This is a genomic window from Kitasatospora sp. MMS16-BH015 (assembly GCF_002943525.1).
In the GTDB taxonomy this organism is placed as follows: domain Bacteria; phylum Actinomycetota; class Actinomycetes; order Streptomycetales; family Streptomycetaceae; genus Kitasatospora.
The window spans coordinates 1,292,871-1,307,827 of sequence record NZ_CP025394.1 but is presented as its reverse complement, the minus strand read 5'-3'; the positions used below and the strand labels follow the sequence as shown (position 1 = coordinate 1,307,827).

Genomic DNA, 14,957 nt, shown 5'->3' with positions numbered 1-14,957 from the left:
AGGCCGGCCGGACCCCCGCCGAAGGATCCACCCGAGAAGGGTTTTGTGATTCATACAGGGTCATGCATACTTATGCCTGTCGCCGTAAGCCTGTTCATCCGGTGCATCCCGTGGTGACCGAAGTGAAGGAGAAAGCCGTGGCCGAGCGCGTCGTACTCGCCTACTCGGGCGGTCTGGACACGTCCGTCTGCATCGGTTGGATCGCCGAGGAGACCGGCGCCGAGGTCATCGCCGTCGCGGTCGACGTCGGCCAGGGCGGCGAGGACCTGTCCGCGATCCGCCAGCGCGCGCTGGACTGCGGCGCCGTCGAGGCCGAGGTGGCCGACGCCCGCGAGGAGTTCGCGGACGAGTACTGCCTCCCGGCGCTCAAGGCCAACGCGCTGTACCAGGGCCAGTACCCGCTGGTCTCGGCGCTCTCCCGCCCCGCGATCGTCAAGCACCTGGTCGCCGCCGCCAAGAAGCACGGCGCCACCACCGTCGCCCACGGCTGCACCGGCAAGGGCAACGACCAGGTCCGGTTCGAGGTGGGCATCCAGTCGCTGGCCCCCGAGCTCAAGTGCATCGCCCCGGTCCGCGACTACGCGATGACCCGGGACAAGGCGATCGCCTTCGCCGAGGCGAAGAACCTCCCGATCGTCACCACCAAGAAGAACCCGTACTCGATCGACCAGAACGTCTTCGGTCGCGCCGTCGAGACGGGCTTCCTGGAGGACATCTGGAACGCCCCGATCGAGGACGTCTACGAGTACACCCAGAACCCGGCCACCCCGCGCGAGGCCGACGAGGTGGTCATCACCTTCGAGGCCGGCGTGCCGGTCGCGATCGACGGCCGCAAGGTCACCGTGCTCCAGGCCATCGAGGAGCTCAACAAGCGGGCCGGCGCCCAGGGCATCGGCCGGCTCGACATGGTCGAGGACCGGCTGGTCGGCATCAAGTCCCGGGAGATCTACGAGGCCCCCGGCGCGATCGCGCTGATCACCGCCCACCAGGCGCTGGAGAACGTCACCGTCGAGCGCGAGCTGGCCCGCTACAAGCGGCAGGTCGAGCAGCGCTGGGCCGAGCTGGTCTACGACGGCCTCTGGTTCTCCCCGCTCAAGCGGGCGCTGGACGGCTTCGTCAACGAGGCCAACCAGGCCGTCAGCGGCGACATCCGGATGGTGCTCCACGGCGGCCGCGCGGTCGTCAACGGCCGGAAGTCGGACCAGTCGCTGTACGACTTCAACCTCGCCACCTACGACACCGGCGACACCTTCGACCAGTCGATGTCCAAGGGCTTCATCGAGATCTTCGGGATGTCCTCGAAGATCGCCGCCCGGCGCGACCTCGCCTGATCCCGCAGTAGCACCCCTTCCGACACGCAGCAAGGAGCGCCCCAGATGTCCGACCGGAACACTGACGTCCGCCTCTGGGGCGCACGCTTCGCCGACGGGCCCTCCGAGGCCCTGGCCAAGCTCTCCGCCTCGGTGCACTTCGACTGGCGGCTCGCGCCGTACGACATCGCCGGCTCCAAGGCGCACGCCCGGGTGCTGGCCAAGGCGGGCCTGCTGAGCGAGGCGGAGCTGAGCGGCATGCTGGCCGGGCTCGACCAGCTGCTCGCCGACGTCGAGGCCGGCACCTTCACCGGCACCATCGCCGACGAGGACGTGCACACCGCCCTGGAGCGGGGCCTGCTCGAGCGGCTCGGCGCCGAGCTGGGCGGCAAGCTGCGGGCCGGCCGGTCGCGGAACGACCAGATCGCCACCCTGTTCCGGATGTACCTGCGGGACCACGCGAAGATCATCGGCGGTCTGCTGCTCGACCTCCAGCACGCCCTGGTCGGCCTCGCCGAGGCCCACCCCACCACCGCGATGCCGGGCCGCACCCACCTCCAGCACGCCCAGCCGGTGCTCTTCGCCCACCACGTCCTCGCGCACGTGCAGGCCCTCGGCCGGGACGCCGAGCGGCTGCGCCAGTGGGACACCCGCACGGCCGTCTCCCCGTACGGCTCCGGCGCGCTGGCCGGCTCCTCGCTCGGCCTCGACCCGGAGGCCGTGGCCGCCGAGCTCGGCTTCGAGCGCGGCTCGGTCGGCAACTCGATCGACGGCACCGCCTCGCGGGACTTCGTCGCGGAGTTCGCCTTCGTCACGGCGATGATCGGGATCAACCTCTCCCGGATCGCGGAGGAGGTGATCATCTGGAACACCAAGGAGTTCGGCTTCATCACGCTGCACGACGCCTTCTCCACCGGCTCCTCGATCATGCCGCAGAAGAAGAACCCGGACATCGCCGAGCTGGCCCGGGGCAAGTCCGGCCGCCTGATCGGCAACCTGACCGGCCTGCTCGCCACCCTCAAGGCCCTCCCGCTGGCCTACAACCGGGACCTCCAGGAGGACAAGGAGCCGGTCTTCGACTCCTGCGACACCCTCGAGGTCCTGCTGCCCGCCTTCACCGGCATGATGGCCACCCTCACGGTGCACCGCGAGCGCCTCGAGGAGCTCGCCCCGGCCGGCTTCTCCCTCGCCACCGACATCGCCGAGTGGCTGGTCAAGCAGGGCGTCCCCTTCCGGGTGGCCCACGAGGTCGCGGGCGCCTGCGTCAAGGTCTGCGAGGCCGAGGGCATCGAGCTCTCCGACCTGACCGACACCCAGTTCGCCGCGATCTCCCCCCACCTCACCCCCGAGGTCCGCACCGTCCTCAACGTGCACGGTGCCATCGCCTCCCGCCACGGCCGCGGCGGCACCGCCCCGGATGCCGTCGCCGTCCAGCTGGCGGAAGTGAAGGCCGACCTGGCGGTCCAGCAGGATTGGGTCAAATAGTCGGGGGCGCGGGGAACGGCGCGACCAGCCACGCAGAGACCTGCAACGCTGAACGCAGCCGCACCCCGCGCCTCAGTGGTTCGTTGACGGAACGTGACCACTTCCCCCTCCGCCGAGGACGAAGCCCTCGCCAACGACCTCCGCCGCGCCGTCCGCGAAGCCCTCGCCCGCCTCCCCGGCCGCTGCCCCGAACTCCTGACCGCCCTCGCCGAATCACCCGAACTGACGTACCGCCAACTGGCCGAACATCTCGGTATCCCCACGGGCTCGATCGGCCCCACCCGCTCCCGCTGCCTGGCCTGCCTCCGGGCCCTGCTGCACGGCCGCCGCCCGAGCTGACACGCCCGGCGTGACCCTCACCACGTCGGGGTTGAGACCAGGCGGCGCGAGGGTAGAGCCCGGGCTAACGTCCCCTTGACGGTGGCCGGAGCGGCCGGATACTGAGCGTGAACGCCGCCCTCCGCCCCGGTGACCAGCAGGGGGCACGTGGCTGCACCGGGTACCGGACGATGGGAGGCCCCGTACATGGGTATGAGTGTGATCATCTCGGTGGCGAGCGAGGACGATGCGGAGCAGATCCTCAAGCTCCAGTACCTCGGGTACCAGAGCGAGGCCGAACTCTACGACGACTGGGCGATCGAGCCCCTGACCCAGAGCTTGGACAGCCTCCGGGCGGAGCTGGCCGAGCGGCACGTGCTGGTGGCCCGCCTCGGCGACGAGGTGGTGGGCACCGTCCGCGGCCTGGTCGACGAGAGCGGGGTGGGTCGGATCGGCCGCCTGGTGGTGCACCCCCGGATGCAGCGGCACGGCCTGGGCGGCCGACTGCTGGAGTCGGTGGAGCGCCAGCTGCGCGGCGAGACGGAGGTGACGGCCTTCGAGCTGTTCACCGGCCACCGCAGCCTCGGCAACCTCCGCCTCTACGCCCGCCACGGCTACCGCCAGGCGAGCGTCCGCGAGGTCAGCCGCGGCCTGAGCATCGTGACCCTCTCCAAGCCGGCCGCCACCGCGCTGGCCGCGTAGTCCCCGTACCCCACGACCCGGGTGGCCTTGTGCCGCCCGGGTCGTGTCCGTATAGCGGACGTGCGGTCCCGAAAGTTAGGACGTCGACCAACTGTCTGATTTACTTGCAGACATGACTGCGACGACGAAATGCACCCCCGCCGGCACCACGCCGGGTGTCGGGCTCTGCATGTGCCGCTGTCGAATGTGCCACTGCTGACCTGATCGGCAACGAGAGCACGAGAGCACCGGAAGTCCAGGCCGAGCCGGGCTCTCCCTCCGCGAAACTCCCGCCGGGCCCCGTGGCCCCGCCCCGCGAGAACCCCCCCCGCTGACCCGTAAGGGCCATGCCCACGCGCATGCCCACCCCGCAGCGGCCAGGATCGTAGGTACGGCAGGAGCTGACCCCCCTTCACGGGCGTGCCCCCGCGCGCCGCCGCCCGCCATCCGGTGTGACGGTACGTCACCGTACGCCCACGAACAACGGAAGCAGCTGTGATCACCACCAAGGACCTCACGAAGGTCTACCGCTCCCGAGGCCGGGAGGTCACCGCCCTCGCAGGCGTGGACCTGCACGTCCGCGAGGGCGAGGTCTACGGCGTCGTCGGCACCAGCGGCGCGGGCAAGAGCACCCTCATCCGCTGCGTCAACATGCTGGAGCGCCCCAGCTCCGGCACGGTCACCGTGGACGGCGTCGAGCTCACCGCGCTGCCCGGCACCGAGCAGCGCGCCGGGCGCGAGCTGCGCGCGGCGCGGCAGCGGATCGGCATGGTCTTCCAGCACTTCAACCTGCTCTCCTCGCGCACCGTGCAGGAGAACGTCGAGCTGCCGCTGGAGATCACCGGACTCGACCGCACCCAGCGCCGCCGCAAGGCCGCAGAGCTGCTCGACCTGGTCGGCCTGGCCGACAAGGCCAAGGCCTACCCGAGCCAGCTCTCCGGCGGCCAGAAGCAGCGGGTCGGCATCGCCCGGGCGCTCTCCGGCGACCCGAAGGTGCTGCTCTCCGACGAGGCCACCTCCGCGCTCGACCCGGAGACCACCCGCTCGATCCTCACCCTGCTGCGCCAGCTCAACCAGCAGCTGGGCCTCACTGTGCTGCTGATCACCCACGAGATGGACGTGATCAAGAACGTCTGCGACTCGGCCGCCCTGATGCGCGGCGGCAAGGTGGTCGAGGCCGGCAAGCTGACCGACCTGCTGGCCACCGAGGGCTCGCTGCTGGCCCGCGAGCTCTTCCCGCTCGGCGAGTTCGGCGAGGGCCACCCCGGCAACACCGTCCTGGAGATCACCTTCCAGGGCGACACCTCGGCCCGCCCGTTCGTCTCCCAGCTGGCCCGCACCTACCAGATCGACATCAACATCCTGGGCGCCGCGGTGGAGACCGTCTCCGGCCGGATGGTCGGCCGGATGCGGGTGGAGCTGCCCGGTCCGCAGCACGACAACGTGGTGCCGATCGGCTTCCTGCGCGAGCAGGGCCTGCAGGTGGACGTGTTCGAGCGGAACGGAGCGGTGGCATGACCTGGGACCAGATGTGGGAGCTGATGCAGCCCGCGACCGTCGAGACCTTCCAGATGGTCGGTGTGGCCACCCTGGTCACCGTCCTGCTCGGTCTGCCGCTCGGGCTGCTGCTGGTGCTCACCGACAAGGGCCGCGCCCTGCAGAACCTCCCGGTCAACCGGGTGGTCGGCACCGTGGTGAACATCGGCCGCTCGCTGCCGTTCGTGATCCTGATGGTCGCCCTCTTCGGCTTCACCAAGAGCGTGGTCGGCACCACCATCGGCTGGCAGGCCGCCACCGTGCCGCTGGCCGTCGGCGCCATCCCGTTCTTCGCCCGGCTGGTCGAGACGGCGGTCCGGGAGGTGGACTCCGGCCTGCTGGAGGCCGTGCAGTCGATGGGCGGCTCCACCTGGACGGCCGTCCGCAAGGTGATGCTGCCCGAGTCGCTGCCCGCGCTGGTCTCCTCGGTCGTCACCACGGTCATCGCGCTGATCGGCTTCTCCGCGATGGCCGGCACCGTCGGCGGCGGCGGCCTCGGCACCCTGGCCGTCAACTACGGCTACCAGCGCTTCGAGACCGCCTTCATGTGGGTCATCGTCGCCGAACTCGTCGTCATCGTCACCGTGATCCAGCTGATCGGCGACTACGCCATCCGGCGCCTGGGCGACCGGGGTCGCAGCGGCGGCCGCTCCCGCCTGCTGCGCCCGCGCCGCCCGGCCGCCACCGAAGCCTGACCGCACCCACAGACCCGGGCCACACCCTGGCCCACGCTCCAACGGAGAAAGGCACTTTTCGTGCGTAACATCCTGAAGTCCACCAGCGTCCTGCTCACCGCCGGCCTCGCCCTCGGCCTGACCGCCTGCTCCTCCTCGGGCTCGGGCTCCTCCGGTTCGGACGCCAACGCGCCGCTGACCGTGATCGCCAGCCCGACCCCGCACGCCCAGATCCTGGACTACGTCCAGAAGAACCTGGCCGACAAGGCGGGCCTCAAGCTGAACGTGAAGGTGGTCACCGACTACGTGACCCCCAACACGGCCGTCCAGGACGGTTCGGCGGACGCGAACTACTTCCAGCACGTGCCGTACCTGGAGGACTTCAACAAGAAGCACGGCACCGACATCGTCTCGGTGGAGACCGTGCATCTGGAGCCGCTGGGCCTCTACTCCAAGAAGGTCAAGAAGGTGGAGGAGCTGGCCGACGGCGCCACCATCGGCATCCCCAACGACGCCACCAACGAGGGCCGGGCGCTCAAGCTGCTCGCCGACGACAAGGTCATCACCCTCAAGGACGGCGTCGGCACCACTGCCACCCCGGGCGACGTCACCGGCAACCCGAAGCACCTGAAGTGGAAGGAGCTGGACGCCGCCCAGCTGCCCCGCTCGGTGGCCGACCTGGACGCCGCCGTGATCAACGGCAACTACGCGCTCGACTCGGGCCTCAAGCCCGCCACCGACGCGATCCTGCTGGAGAAGGCGGCCGGCAACCCGTACGCCAACATCCTGGCCGTGAAGAAGGGCAAGGAGAACGACCCGCGGGTCCAGAAGCTGGCCACCCTGCTGCACTCCGCCGAGGTCAAGCAGTACATCGACGCCACCTTCAAGGGCAGCGTCATCCCGGCGTTCTGATCCCGCGAAACCTGACGGCAGGGCCCCCACCGCATCACGGTGGGGGCCCTGTTCGGTTAGGCTGACACGTCCGAGTAACGGGTGGGGCCGTACGGTGTGCCCAGGACCCGGCGAGGAGAGACGGCAATGCCTGCGAGCTTCCCCGAGACCGCCATCAGCACCGAGAGGTTGCTGCTGCGCCCGCTCTCGGACGACGACGCGCCCGGCCTGACCGCCATGATGGCGGACGAGCTGGTGCACGCCTGGACGGCGATCCCGCAGCCCTTCACCGAGGCGCACGCGCTGGAGTGGTCCCGCTCGCTGGCGCCCGCCCGCCGCATCTCCGGGCGCGGAATCGTTTTCGCCGTCACCGAGCACCTGACCCAGCGTCTGGTCGGCGTGGTCGAGCTCCGCTCCACCGACTGGCGGCTGCTCTCCACCGAGGCCACCTTCATCACCGCCTCCTGGGCCCGCGGCGAGGGCTACGCCCCCGAGGCCGTGCTCGGCGTGGCGCAGTGGCTGTTCGAGGACCGCGGCTTCCTGCGGCTGGAGCTGCGCACCGCCGCCGGCAACACCGCCGCCCAGCAGGTGACCCAGAAGATCGGCTCGATCAGCGAGGGCGTGCTGCGCAGCGCCTGGATAGTGCGGGACGGCGGCGAGAGCCGCAGCGATCTCATCCTCTGGAGCCTGCTCCCGGAGGACCTGGAGACCTCCGTGTCGGACTGGGGACGCCTCGGCGGCGTGCTGCGCGGTTGACGCCCGCCTGTCCCGGGAGCGCCCCTGCGGGGCTAAGGCGTTCGAAGAGTCCCAACCGGTAGCCTCTGCACCAGACCATCACGGGGGCTCCCCCTGGCGCCGCGGCGCGCGGGGGAGATGACGCAGAGGAGAGCAGCGGCAGATGGCGGACCGGATCACGGTCATCGGGTGGGACGGCACGCCGCTGACGGAGGCCGCCGCCTCCGCGCTGGCCAGCGCCACCCTCGTCGCGGGGGCGCCCTACCAGCTGGCCGCACTGCCGGTGCCCGAGGGCGCCGAGCGGATAGCGCTGGGCAGCGTGCAGCTGGCGGCCCGTCGGATCGCCGACCACCGGGGCACCGCCGTGGTGGTGGCCGAGGGCGACCCGGGCTTCTTCGGGGTGGTCCGCACCCTGCGCCGCCCCGAGTACGGCCTCGAACTCGAGGTGCTGCCCGCCGTCTCCTCGGTGGCCGCCGCCTTCGCCCGGGCCGGGATGCCCTGGGAGGACGCCCAGGTGGTCTCCACCCACGGCGGCAGGCTGCGCCGGGCGGCCAACCTCTGCCGCGCGTACCCGAAGGTCGCCGTGCTCACCAGCCCCGACGCGGGCCCGAGCGAGCTGGCCCTGATGCTCCGTGGGGTGCACCGCACCTTCGTGGTCTGCGAGGCGCTGGGCACCCCGGAGGAGGACGTCACCGTGCTCACCTCCGAGCGGGTGCCGGACCAGGTCTGGCGCGAGCCGGCCGTGGTGCTGGTGATCGGCGGCCCGGGGCAGCAGCACGCGGTGGACGAGGCGGCCGGCTGGCTGGCCGGACGCCCGGTGGGCTTCCCCGGCCCGGACCGGGGCTGGGCCCTGCCCGCCGAGGCGTACGCGGGCGCGGAGTTCGGCACCCGCACGGCGGCCGGAGCCGGACACGCGCTCCCGCCGCACGTCCGCGCCCTGGCGGTGGCCCGGCTCGGCCCGGTGCCGGGTGACCTGGTCTGGGTGGTCGGCGCGGGTACCGGCGCGCTCGCGGTGGAGACGGCGCGCTTCGGCGCGGCCGTGGTCGCCGTGGAGGCGGACCGCTCGGCCTGCGCGCAGATCGCGGTCAACGCGCGCCGGTACGGGGTGGAGGTGGACGCGGTGCACGGCTCGGCCCCCGAGGTGCTCGGCGGCCTGCCGGAACCTGACGCCGTCGTGGTCGAATCCGGCGGCGCGGCGGCCGTCGGCGCGGTGCTGGCCCGCCGCCCCGAGCGGTTGGTCGCCGTGGCGCACTCCCTCGCCGAGGCGGAGGCCGTCCGCGTCGCGATCACCACCGCCGGGTACCGGGTGGACGGCACCCTGCTCCAGGCCACCCCGCTGCGGTCCGCCCCGGACGGGCTGAGCCTCGGCGCGGGGGAGCAGACCCTCCTCTTCTGGGCCGAGCAGCACGCCTGACCGTTCCTGGTCGAGCAGCACGCCTGAGCGCTTGCAGCACGCCTGACCGGGGCGAGTGCCAGGCGGTGCCCGCGGTCCGGTGATCCACGTCCCATCCGGACACGGATTCGAGAGCCGGTCGGTGGCGGCCGGTAGGGTGGCGTGGACGTGGGTGTCCGTGTCCGATCCGGTATGTTTACCACCTTTTTGACGTGGTGCTACCGGGCTGGACCGGGTGTGGGCGCATTCGACGCGGTGCGGGTCGGGCCGGAAGAATGCACCACGCGTCCGGCGCGGTCGTGCCGGTTGCCCCCGGGCGGTCGTTGTCCCTGATGGTGTGCCACCCCGGTGGGTGACACCGGCCGGAGGTGCGCACGGCGGACGCCAGCAGGCGGAAGCGGTAGGTGGACGGGTGGGCCGGAGCACGGTCCGCCCCGAGCGGAGTGGGCGCCGCGGTCGGTGACCGTGGCGCCAAGGGCGCGTGAGCGGCCCGGAAGGAGCTTTGACATGACCGATGGCGGCCACGTCCCGGGTGAGGGACAGCCAGAGCAGCAGCTCGGCGGAGCCACGGCCCCGTCCCTCGGCGGCGCCGAGGTGCTCGGCTCGGTCGGCCAGGAGGGCCTGCTGCCCCCCGTGCCGCCCGTCCCCGGAGTCGACCCGGCCCAGCCGTTCGGCGCCGTCCCGCTCGCCCCGCCGGTCACCGAGGGCTGGCCCACCGGCGCCCGTCCGGCCTTCACCTTCCTCGACCAGCCGGACGGCCTGGACGAGGAGGAGGACGAGCTCCTGATGCCCGGTCCGCAGGGCTCCTGGGGCGATTCGCTCGCCCCCGAGACGCTCGGCGAGCCCGCCGACACCATGACGCTGCGCACGGTGGAAGAGGCCGGCATCCCGGTCGAGCCCTCCTGGCCCCCGCTGGCCCCGCCGGCCCCCGCCCCGGTGACGCCCCCTCAGGCGGCTCTCCGCCGCCCCCTCCACGCGGGCCCCCCGATCCCGGACCCGTCCCTGATGACCGGCCAGGTCCCGGTCCGCTCCCTCGCCGACCGCGGCCCCTCCCAGCAGTACCAGGGCACCCCGCCGCACGGCACCCCGATCGTCCCGCAGCCCCAGCCCGTCCCGGCCCAGCCCGTCCCGGTCGCCGATCCGCTCCAGGGCGTCCCGGTCGCCGAGCAGACCCCGGCCGCTGTGATCGTCGACCAGGCCCAGGCCCAGGCCGCCGTCGTCGCTGAGCAGGCCCAGGCCGTTGCTGCGCCGGGCACCTTGGTCGAGGGCTTCCCCGCTCATGGCACCCCGGCGCACGGCATCCCGCTGGCCGACCCGATCCAGGCCGCCCCGATCCACGCCGTCCCGGCCCAGGACCTCCCGCCGGCCCACCCGGCTCAGGGCGCTGCCGCCCACGGCGTCCCGGCGCACGCGGCTCCGGCCCAGGAGACCGCCGTCCTCGACCCGGCCGCGCCCGCCACGCCGGTGGCCGAGGCAGCCGTCCTGACCGAGGCCCCGCTGCACGCCGCCCCGGCCGCCGAGCCGGCGGCGGAGGCTGTGGCACACCTGGCGCCCGCCGCCGAGCCGCAGCCCGCCCCCGCGGCCGAGCTGCCCGCTGACGCTGCGCCGGTGGCCGAGGTCGCCCCGGCCGCCGTCCCGGTGGCCGAGCCGCAGCACGCCGTCCCGGCCGAGCCGGTGGCCGCTCCGCTGCCCGAGGCGGCCGCGGCCGGCCAGGCCCTGCCCGTCGAGGCGGTCGCCGACCCGGCCACCGAGGCCGTGCCGGTTGCCGAACCGACTCTGCAGGCCGCTCCGCCGGCACCCGAGGCCGCACCGGTCGCCGACCAGGCCCAGGCACTTCCGGCGGAGTCCGTCCCGGCGCACGACCCGGCCCAGGCCGGTCCGACGGTGGCCCCTGTCCAGGGCGACACCTCGCCCGTGGTGGCCGAGGGCGCGCTGCTCACCGAGCCCGCCCCCGCCCAGCCGACCGTGCCCGGCCCGGCCGTGCCGCTGCACGAGATGGCGGCGGCTCCGGCCGCCGAGGGCAGCACGGACACGGTGCCGACCGTGCCCGCTCCCGCCGCGCCGGTGGACGAGCCGACGGCCGCCCCGGCCGCCGGGACGGCCCCCGCTGACGGGGAGTCGGCTCCGGCCACGCCCGAGGCCACCGTCGTCACGCCCGAGCAGCTCGAGCCGACCGAGCAGGTCGAGGAAGCCGCGCAGGCTGTCGTCGAGCAGCCGGCCCAGCCCGGGACCGCCCCGGTGGAGGCCGCCGAGGCGCAGCCCGCCGAGCCGGTGGCCATCCCGGCTCAGCCCCGGGCCCGTACCTCCGCCTTCCTCGACGCGCCCGCCGCCCAGAGCCTGGCCGTCCCGCACCCCGCCGTCCCGAACCCCGCCGTCGAGACCCCGGTCGAGCAGCCCGAGCAGGTTGCGCAGACGGTCGCCGCCACCGCCGCGGAGAGCACCGACAGCACCGACAGCACCACCGCCGAGGCCCTCGCCCCGGCCCAGCAGGAGAACGCCGAGCAGTTGAGCACCGTCGACACCACCGAGCAGCCCGCCGAGCCCGCCCAGGCCGAGTCGGCCGAGCAGGCCGCCGAGGCCCTCGCCGCGCCGACCACCACGCCCGAGGGCGAGCCCGCCGCCGAGCTGACCCCCGAGGTCGCGAGCACCCCCGAGGCGGAGCCCGCCGCCGAGGGCGAGCCCGCCCCGGCGGAGCAGCCCGCCGACGCGGTCGCGCCGGCCGAAGCAGCCGAGCCCGCCGAAGCGGCGGAGGCGGCCGAGGCGGACGAGTTCGCGGAGGTCACCGACCACCCCGGTGTCGCCGCCCCCGGTTACGACGACGCGGGCCGCGAGGCCGTGCACCAGGTGATCCGCGAGCGCCGCGACATCCGCAACGGCTTCCGGCCGGACCCGATCCCGCACGAGGTGCTGATCCGGGTGCTTGAGGCGGCCCACACCGCCCCGAGCGTCGGCTACTCGCAGCCCTGGGACTTCGTGGTGATCCGCTCCGCGAAGACCCGCCGCCGGATGCACGAGCTGGCGGAGCGTCAGCGCGACGCCTACGCCGACTCGCTGCCCAAGGGCCGGGCGAAGCAGTTCAAGGAAATCAAGATCGAGGCCATCCTCGAGACCCCGGTCAACATCGTGGTCACCGCCGACCGCACCCGCGGCGGCCGCCACACCCTGGGCCGGCACACCCAGCCGCAGATGGCGCCGTACTCGGCGGCGCTGGCCGTCGAGAACCTCTGGCTGGCCGCCCGCGCCGAGGGCCTGGGCGTCGGCTGGGTGAGCTTCTTCGACGAGGAGGAGATGGTCCGCGAGCTCGGCCTGCCCGAGCACCTGGACGTGGTCGCGTACCTGTGCGTCGGGTACGTGGACGCCTTCCCGGACGAGCCCGAGCTGCAGCAGCAGGGCTGGGCCAAGAAGCGCCCGCTCTCCTGGGTCGTCCACGAGGAGCAGTACGGCAACCGCGCGCTGCCCGGCGAGGAGCCGCACGACCTGCTCTCCGAGACCCTGCGCGGCATCCGCCCGCTGGACGCCAAGGCGCTCGGCGACGCCTGGGACCGCCAGAAGCGGATGACGAAGCCGGCCGGTTCGCTCGGCATGCTGGAGATCATCGCGGCGCAGCTGAGCGGCCTGAGCCGCAAGTGCCCGCCGCCGATCCCCGAGCCCGGGTGCGTCGCGATCTTCGCGGGCGACCACGGCGTGCACGCCCAGGGCGTCACCCCCTGGCCGCAGGAGGTCACCGCGCAGATGGTGGCCAACTTCCTGGCCGGGGGAGCGGTGGTCAACTCCTTCGCCGCCCAGGTCGGCGCCGAGGTCTGCGTGGTCGACGTGGGCGTGGCCAGCGAGCTGCCGGACGCGATCCAGCAGGGCCGCACCACCGGCCTGCTGCCGCGCAAGGTCAAGCCCGGCACGGACGACATGACCCAGGGCCCGGCGATGACCCGCGAGGAGGCCCAGAAGGCCATCGAGGTGGGCATCGAGACCGCCCGCGACCTGGTCGCGGCCGGCAACAAGGTGCTGATCACCGGCGACATGGGCATCGCCAACACCACCGCGTCCGCCGCGCTGATCTCGGTCTTCGCGGGCCTGGACCCGGCCGAGGTGACCGGGCGCGGCACCGGCATCGACGACGAGATGCACGCCCACAAGGTCGAGGTGATCCGCCGGGCGCTGGCCCTGCACCAGCCCGACCCGTCCGACCCGATCGGCGTACTGGCCGCCGTCGGCGGTCTGGAGCACGCGGCCATCGCGGGCTTCCTGCTGGGCGCCGCCTCGCTGCGCACCCCGGTCATCCTGGACGGCGTGATCGCCGGTTCGGCCGCGCTGGTCGCCAGGGCCATCGCCCCCGAGGTGCTGGCCGCCTGCATCGCCGGCCACCGCTCGGCCGAGCCCGGCCACCAGGCCGCGCTTGCCCGGCTCGGCCTGCGTCCGCTGATCGACCTGGACCTGCGCCTGGGCGAGGGCACCGGTGCGCTGCTCGCGCTGCCGCTGGTGCAGAGTGCGGCCCGCGCGATGCACGATGTAGCCACCTTCGACTCCGCCGGGGTCACCGAGAAGTCCTGATCCTCCTCTCTGGAGCCCCCGCAACCGAGCCCGAGGGCGCGCCGGATGCGGGGGCTTCGCAGCCCCTGCCCCCTTCATCACCCAGGAGCCCCGCCGATGACCGCGCCCAACCCCCACCCGAGCACCGAGGGCCTCACCCCGTACCCGGTCGGCCTGCTGCTGGCCGGCCGCCGCGTCGTCGTGGTCGGTGGCGGCCAGGTGGCCCAGCGGCGCCTCCCGGCGCTGATCGCCGCCGGCGCCGAGATCCACCTGATATCCCCCGAGACCACCCCGGCCGTCCAGGCGATGGCCGATGCGGGCGAGGTCACCTGGCACCAGCGGGGTTACGCGGCGGGCGACCTCGCCGACAGCTGGTACGTCCTGGTGGCCAGCAGCGACCCGGTGGTGAACAGCCAGGTCAGCGCCGAGGCCGAGGGCCTGCGGGTGTTCTGCTCGCGCAGCGACGACGCCGCCGCCGCCACCGCCTGGACCCCGGCCTCCGGGCACGACGCCGGTGCCACCGTCGCCGTCCTCACCGGCGACCCGCGCCACTCCGCCGCCCTGCGCAACACCATCGTCGAGGGCCTGCGGGACGGCTCGATCTCCGCCCGCCAGTACCGCGCCCACGCCTCGGGCGTGGCCCTGGTCGGCGGCGGCCCGGGCGACCCGGACCTGATCACCGTGCGCGGCCGCCGCCTGCTGGCCGACGCCGACGTGGTGGTGGCCGACCGCCTCGCCCCGCGCGAGCTGCTGGCCGAGCTGCCGCCGCACGTGGAGGTGATCGACGCCTCCAAGATCCCGTACGGGCGGTACATGGCCCAGGAGGCGATCAACCAGACGCTGATCGACCACGCCAAGGCCGGCAAGTTCGTGGTCCGCCTCAAGGGCGGCGACCCGTACGTGTTCGGGCGCGGCGGCGAGGAGCTGCTGGCCTGCGTCGAGGCCGGCATCCCGGTCACCGTGGTGCCCGGCATCTCCAGCTCGATCAGCGTGCCGGCCGCCGTGGGCATCCCGGTCACCCACCGGGGCATGACCCACGAGTTCACCGTCATCTCCGGCCACGTGGGCTCCGACGAGCGCTCGCTGACCAACTGGGCGGCCACCGCGCAGATGACCGGCACCCTGGTGCTGCTGATGGCGGTGGACAAGATCGACAAGATCGCCGCCACCCTGATCGCGCACGGCCGCCCGGCCACCACCCCGGTCGCCGTGGTCCAGGAGGGCACCACCGCCGCCCAGCGCCGGGTGGACGCCACCCTCGCCACCATCGGCGAGACGGTCCTCGCGGAGGGCATCAAGCCCCCGGCCGTGATCGTGATCGGCGACGTGGTCAACGTCCTCGGCCGGTAGCCCGTACTCCTCGGCCGGTACTCCGTCCGCAGCAAGGCCCCCGGCACCCGCCGGGGG

Annotated in this window: 11 protein-coding genes; all 11 read left to right on the top strand. The window is 73.4% G+C overall.

Features of this window, described 5'->3' with window-relative positions:
• Positions 1 to 137: 137 nt before the first annotated feature.
• The 11 genes from CFP65_RS05655 to cobA all read left to right on the top strand — a co-directional run bounded on the left by CFP65_RS05655 (position 138) and on the right by cobA (position 14,900).
• Complete coding sequence (locus CFP65_RS05655; protein WP_104815043.1) at positions 138 to 1,331, top strand: argininosuccinate synthase; 1,194 nt, start codon at positions 138 to 140, stop codon at positions 1,329 to 1,331.
• Between the two features lie 45 nt (positions 1,332 to 1,376).
• Positions 1,377 to 2,795 carry an argininosuccinate lyase gene (argH, locus tag CFP65_RS05650; protein WP_104815042.1) on the top strand — a complete coding sequence of 473 codons (1,419 nt, stop codon included), beginning with the start codon at positions 1,377 to 1,379 and terminating at the stop codon, positions 2,793 to 2,795.
• A 93-nt stretch (positions 2,796 to 2,888) separates the two neighbouring features.
• On the top strand, positions 2,889 to 3,134 hold the full coding sequence (locus CFP65_RS05645; RefSeq protein WP_104815041.1) for an RNA polymerase sigma factor: 246 nt from the start codon (positions 2,889 to 2,891) through the stop codon (positions 3,132 to 3,134).
• A gap of 186 nt (positions 3,135 to 3,320) precedes the next feature.
• Positions 3,321 to 3,815, top strand: coding sequence for a GNAT family N-acetyltransferase (locus CFP65_RS05640; RefSeq protein WP_104815040.1), 495 nt, complete (start codon positions 3,321 to 3,323; stop codon positions 3,813 to 3,815).
• 474 nt (positions 3,816 to 4,289) lie between these two features.
• Positions 4,290 to 5,312, top strand: coding sequence for a methionine ABC transporter ATP-binding protein (locus tag CFP65_RS05635; protein ID WP_104815039.1), 1,023 nt, complete (start codon positions 4,290 to 4,292; stop codon positions 5,310 to 5,312).
• Positions 5,309 to 6,025 (top strand): methionine ABC transporter permease, encoded by a 717-nt coding sequence (locus CFP65_RS05630; protein WP_104815038.1) that lies wholly within the window; start codon positions 5,309 to 5,311, stop codon positions 6,023 to 6,025. The genes CFP65_RS05635 and CFP65_RS05630 overlap by 4 nt, the downstream gene beginning before the upstream one ends.
• A 60-nt stretch (positions 6,026 to 6,085) precedes the next feature.
• Positions 6,086 to 6,916, top strand: coding sequence for a MetQ/NlpA family ABC transporter substrate-binding protein (locus CFP65_RS05625; RefSeq protein WP_104815037.1), 831 nt, complete (start codon positions 6,086 to 6,088; stop codon positions 6,914 to 6,916).
• Positions 6,917 to 7,042: 126 nt separating this feature from the next.
• Entirely contained in the window at positions 7,043 to 7,651 is a 609-nt protein-coding gene (locus CFP65_RS05620; protein WP_104815036.1) for a GNAT family N-acetyltransferase, read from the top strand.
• 142 nt (positions 7,652 to 7,793) lie between these two features.
• The gene (cbiE, locus tag CFP65_RS05615) at positions 7,794 to 9,044 is read left to right on the top strand and encodes a precorrin-6y C5,15-methyltransferase (decarboxylating) subunit CbiE (RefSeq protein WP_104815035.1); all 1,251 of its coding nucleotides are present in this window, start codon (positions 7,794 to 7,796) and stop codon (positions 9,042 to 9,044) included.
• Between the two features lie 486 nt (positions 9,045 to 9,530).
• On the top strand, positions 9,531 to 13,571 hold the full coding sequence (gene cobT, locus CFP65_RS05610; protein ID WP_104815034.1) for a nicotinate-nucleotide--dimethylbenzimidazole phosphoribosyltransferase: 4,041 nt from the start codon (positions 9,531 to 9,533) through the stop codon (positions 13,569 to 13,571).
• Positions 13,572 to 13,667: 96 nt separating this feature from the next.
• Positions 13,668 to 14,900: a uroporphyrinogen-III C-methyltransferase gene (gene cobA, locus CFP65_RS05605; protein ID WP_104815033.1), complete on the top strand. Its 1,233-nt coding sequence runs from the start codon at positions 13,668 to 13,670 to the stop codon at positions 14,898 to 14,900.
• The last annotated feature ends 57 nt before the right edge of the window (positions 14,901 to 14,957 follow it).

Excerpts from the sequence above, each read along its gene's own strand:
- cobT (WP_104815034.1), top strand. The coding sequence starts at position 9,531 with ATGACCGATGGCGGCCACGTCCCGGGTGAGGGACAGCCAGAGCAGCAG.
- CFP65_RS05630 (WP_104815038.1), top strand. The coding sequence starts at position 5,309 with ATGACCTGGGACCAGATGTGGGAGCTGATGCAGCCCGCGACCGTCGAG.
- CFP65_RS05640 (WP_104815040.1), top strand. The coding sequence starts at position 3,321 with ATGGGTATGAGTGTGATCATCTCGGTGGCGAGCGAGGACGATGCGGAG.
- argH (WP_104815042.1), top strand. The coding sequence starts at position 1,377 with ATGTCCGACCGGAACACTGACGTCCGCCTCTGGGGCGCACGCTTCGCC.
- cbiE (WP_104815035.1), top strand. The coding sequence starts at position 7,794 with ATGGCGGACCGGATCACGGTCATCGGGTGGGACGGCACGCCGCTGACG.
- CFP65_RS05620 (WP_104815036.1), top strand. The coding sequence starts at position 7,043 with ATGCCTGCGAGCTTCCCCGAGACCGCCATCAGCACCGAGAGGTTGCTG.
- cobA (WP_104815033.1), top strand. The coding sequence starts at position 13,668 with ATGACCGCGCCCAACCCCCACCCGAGCACCGAGGGCCTCACCCCGTAC.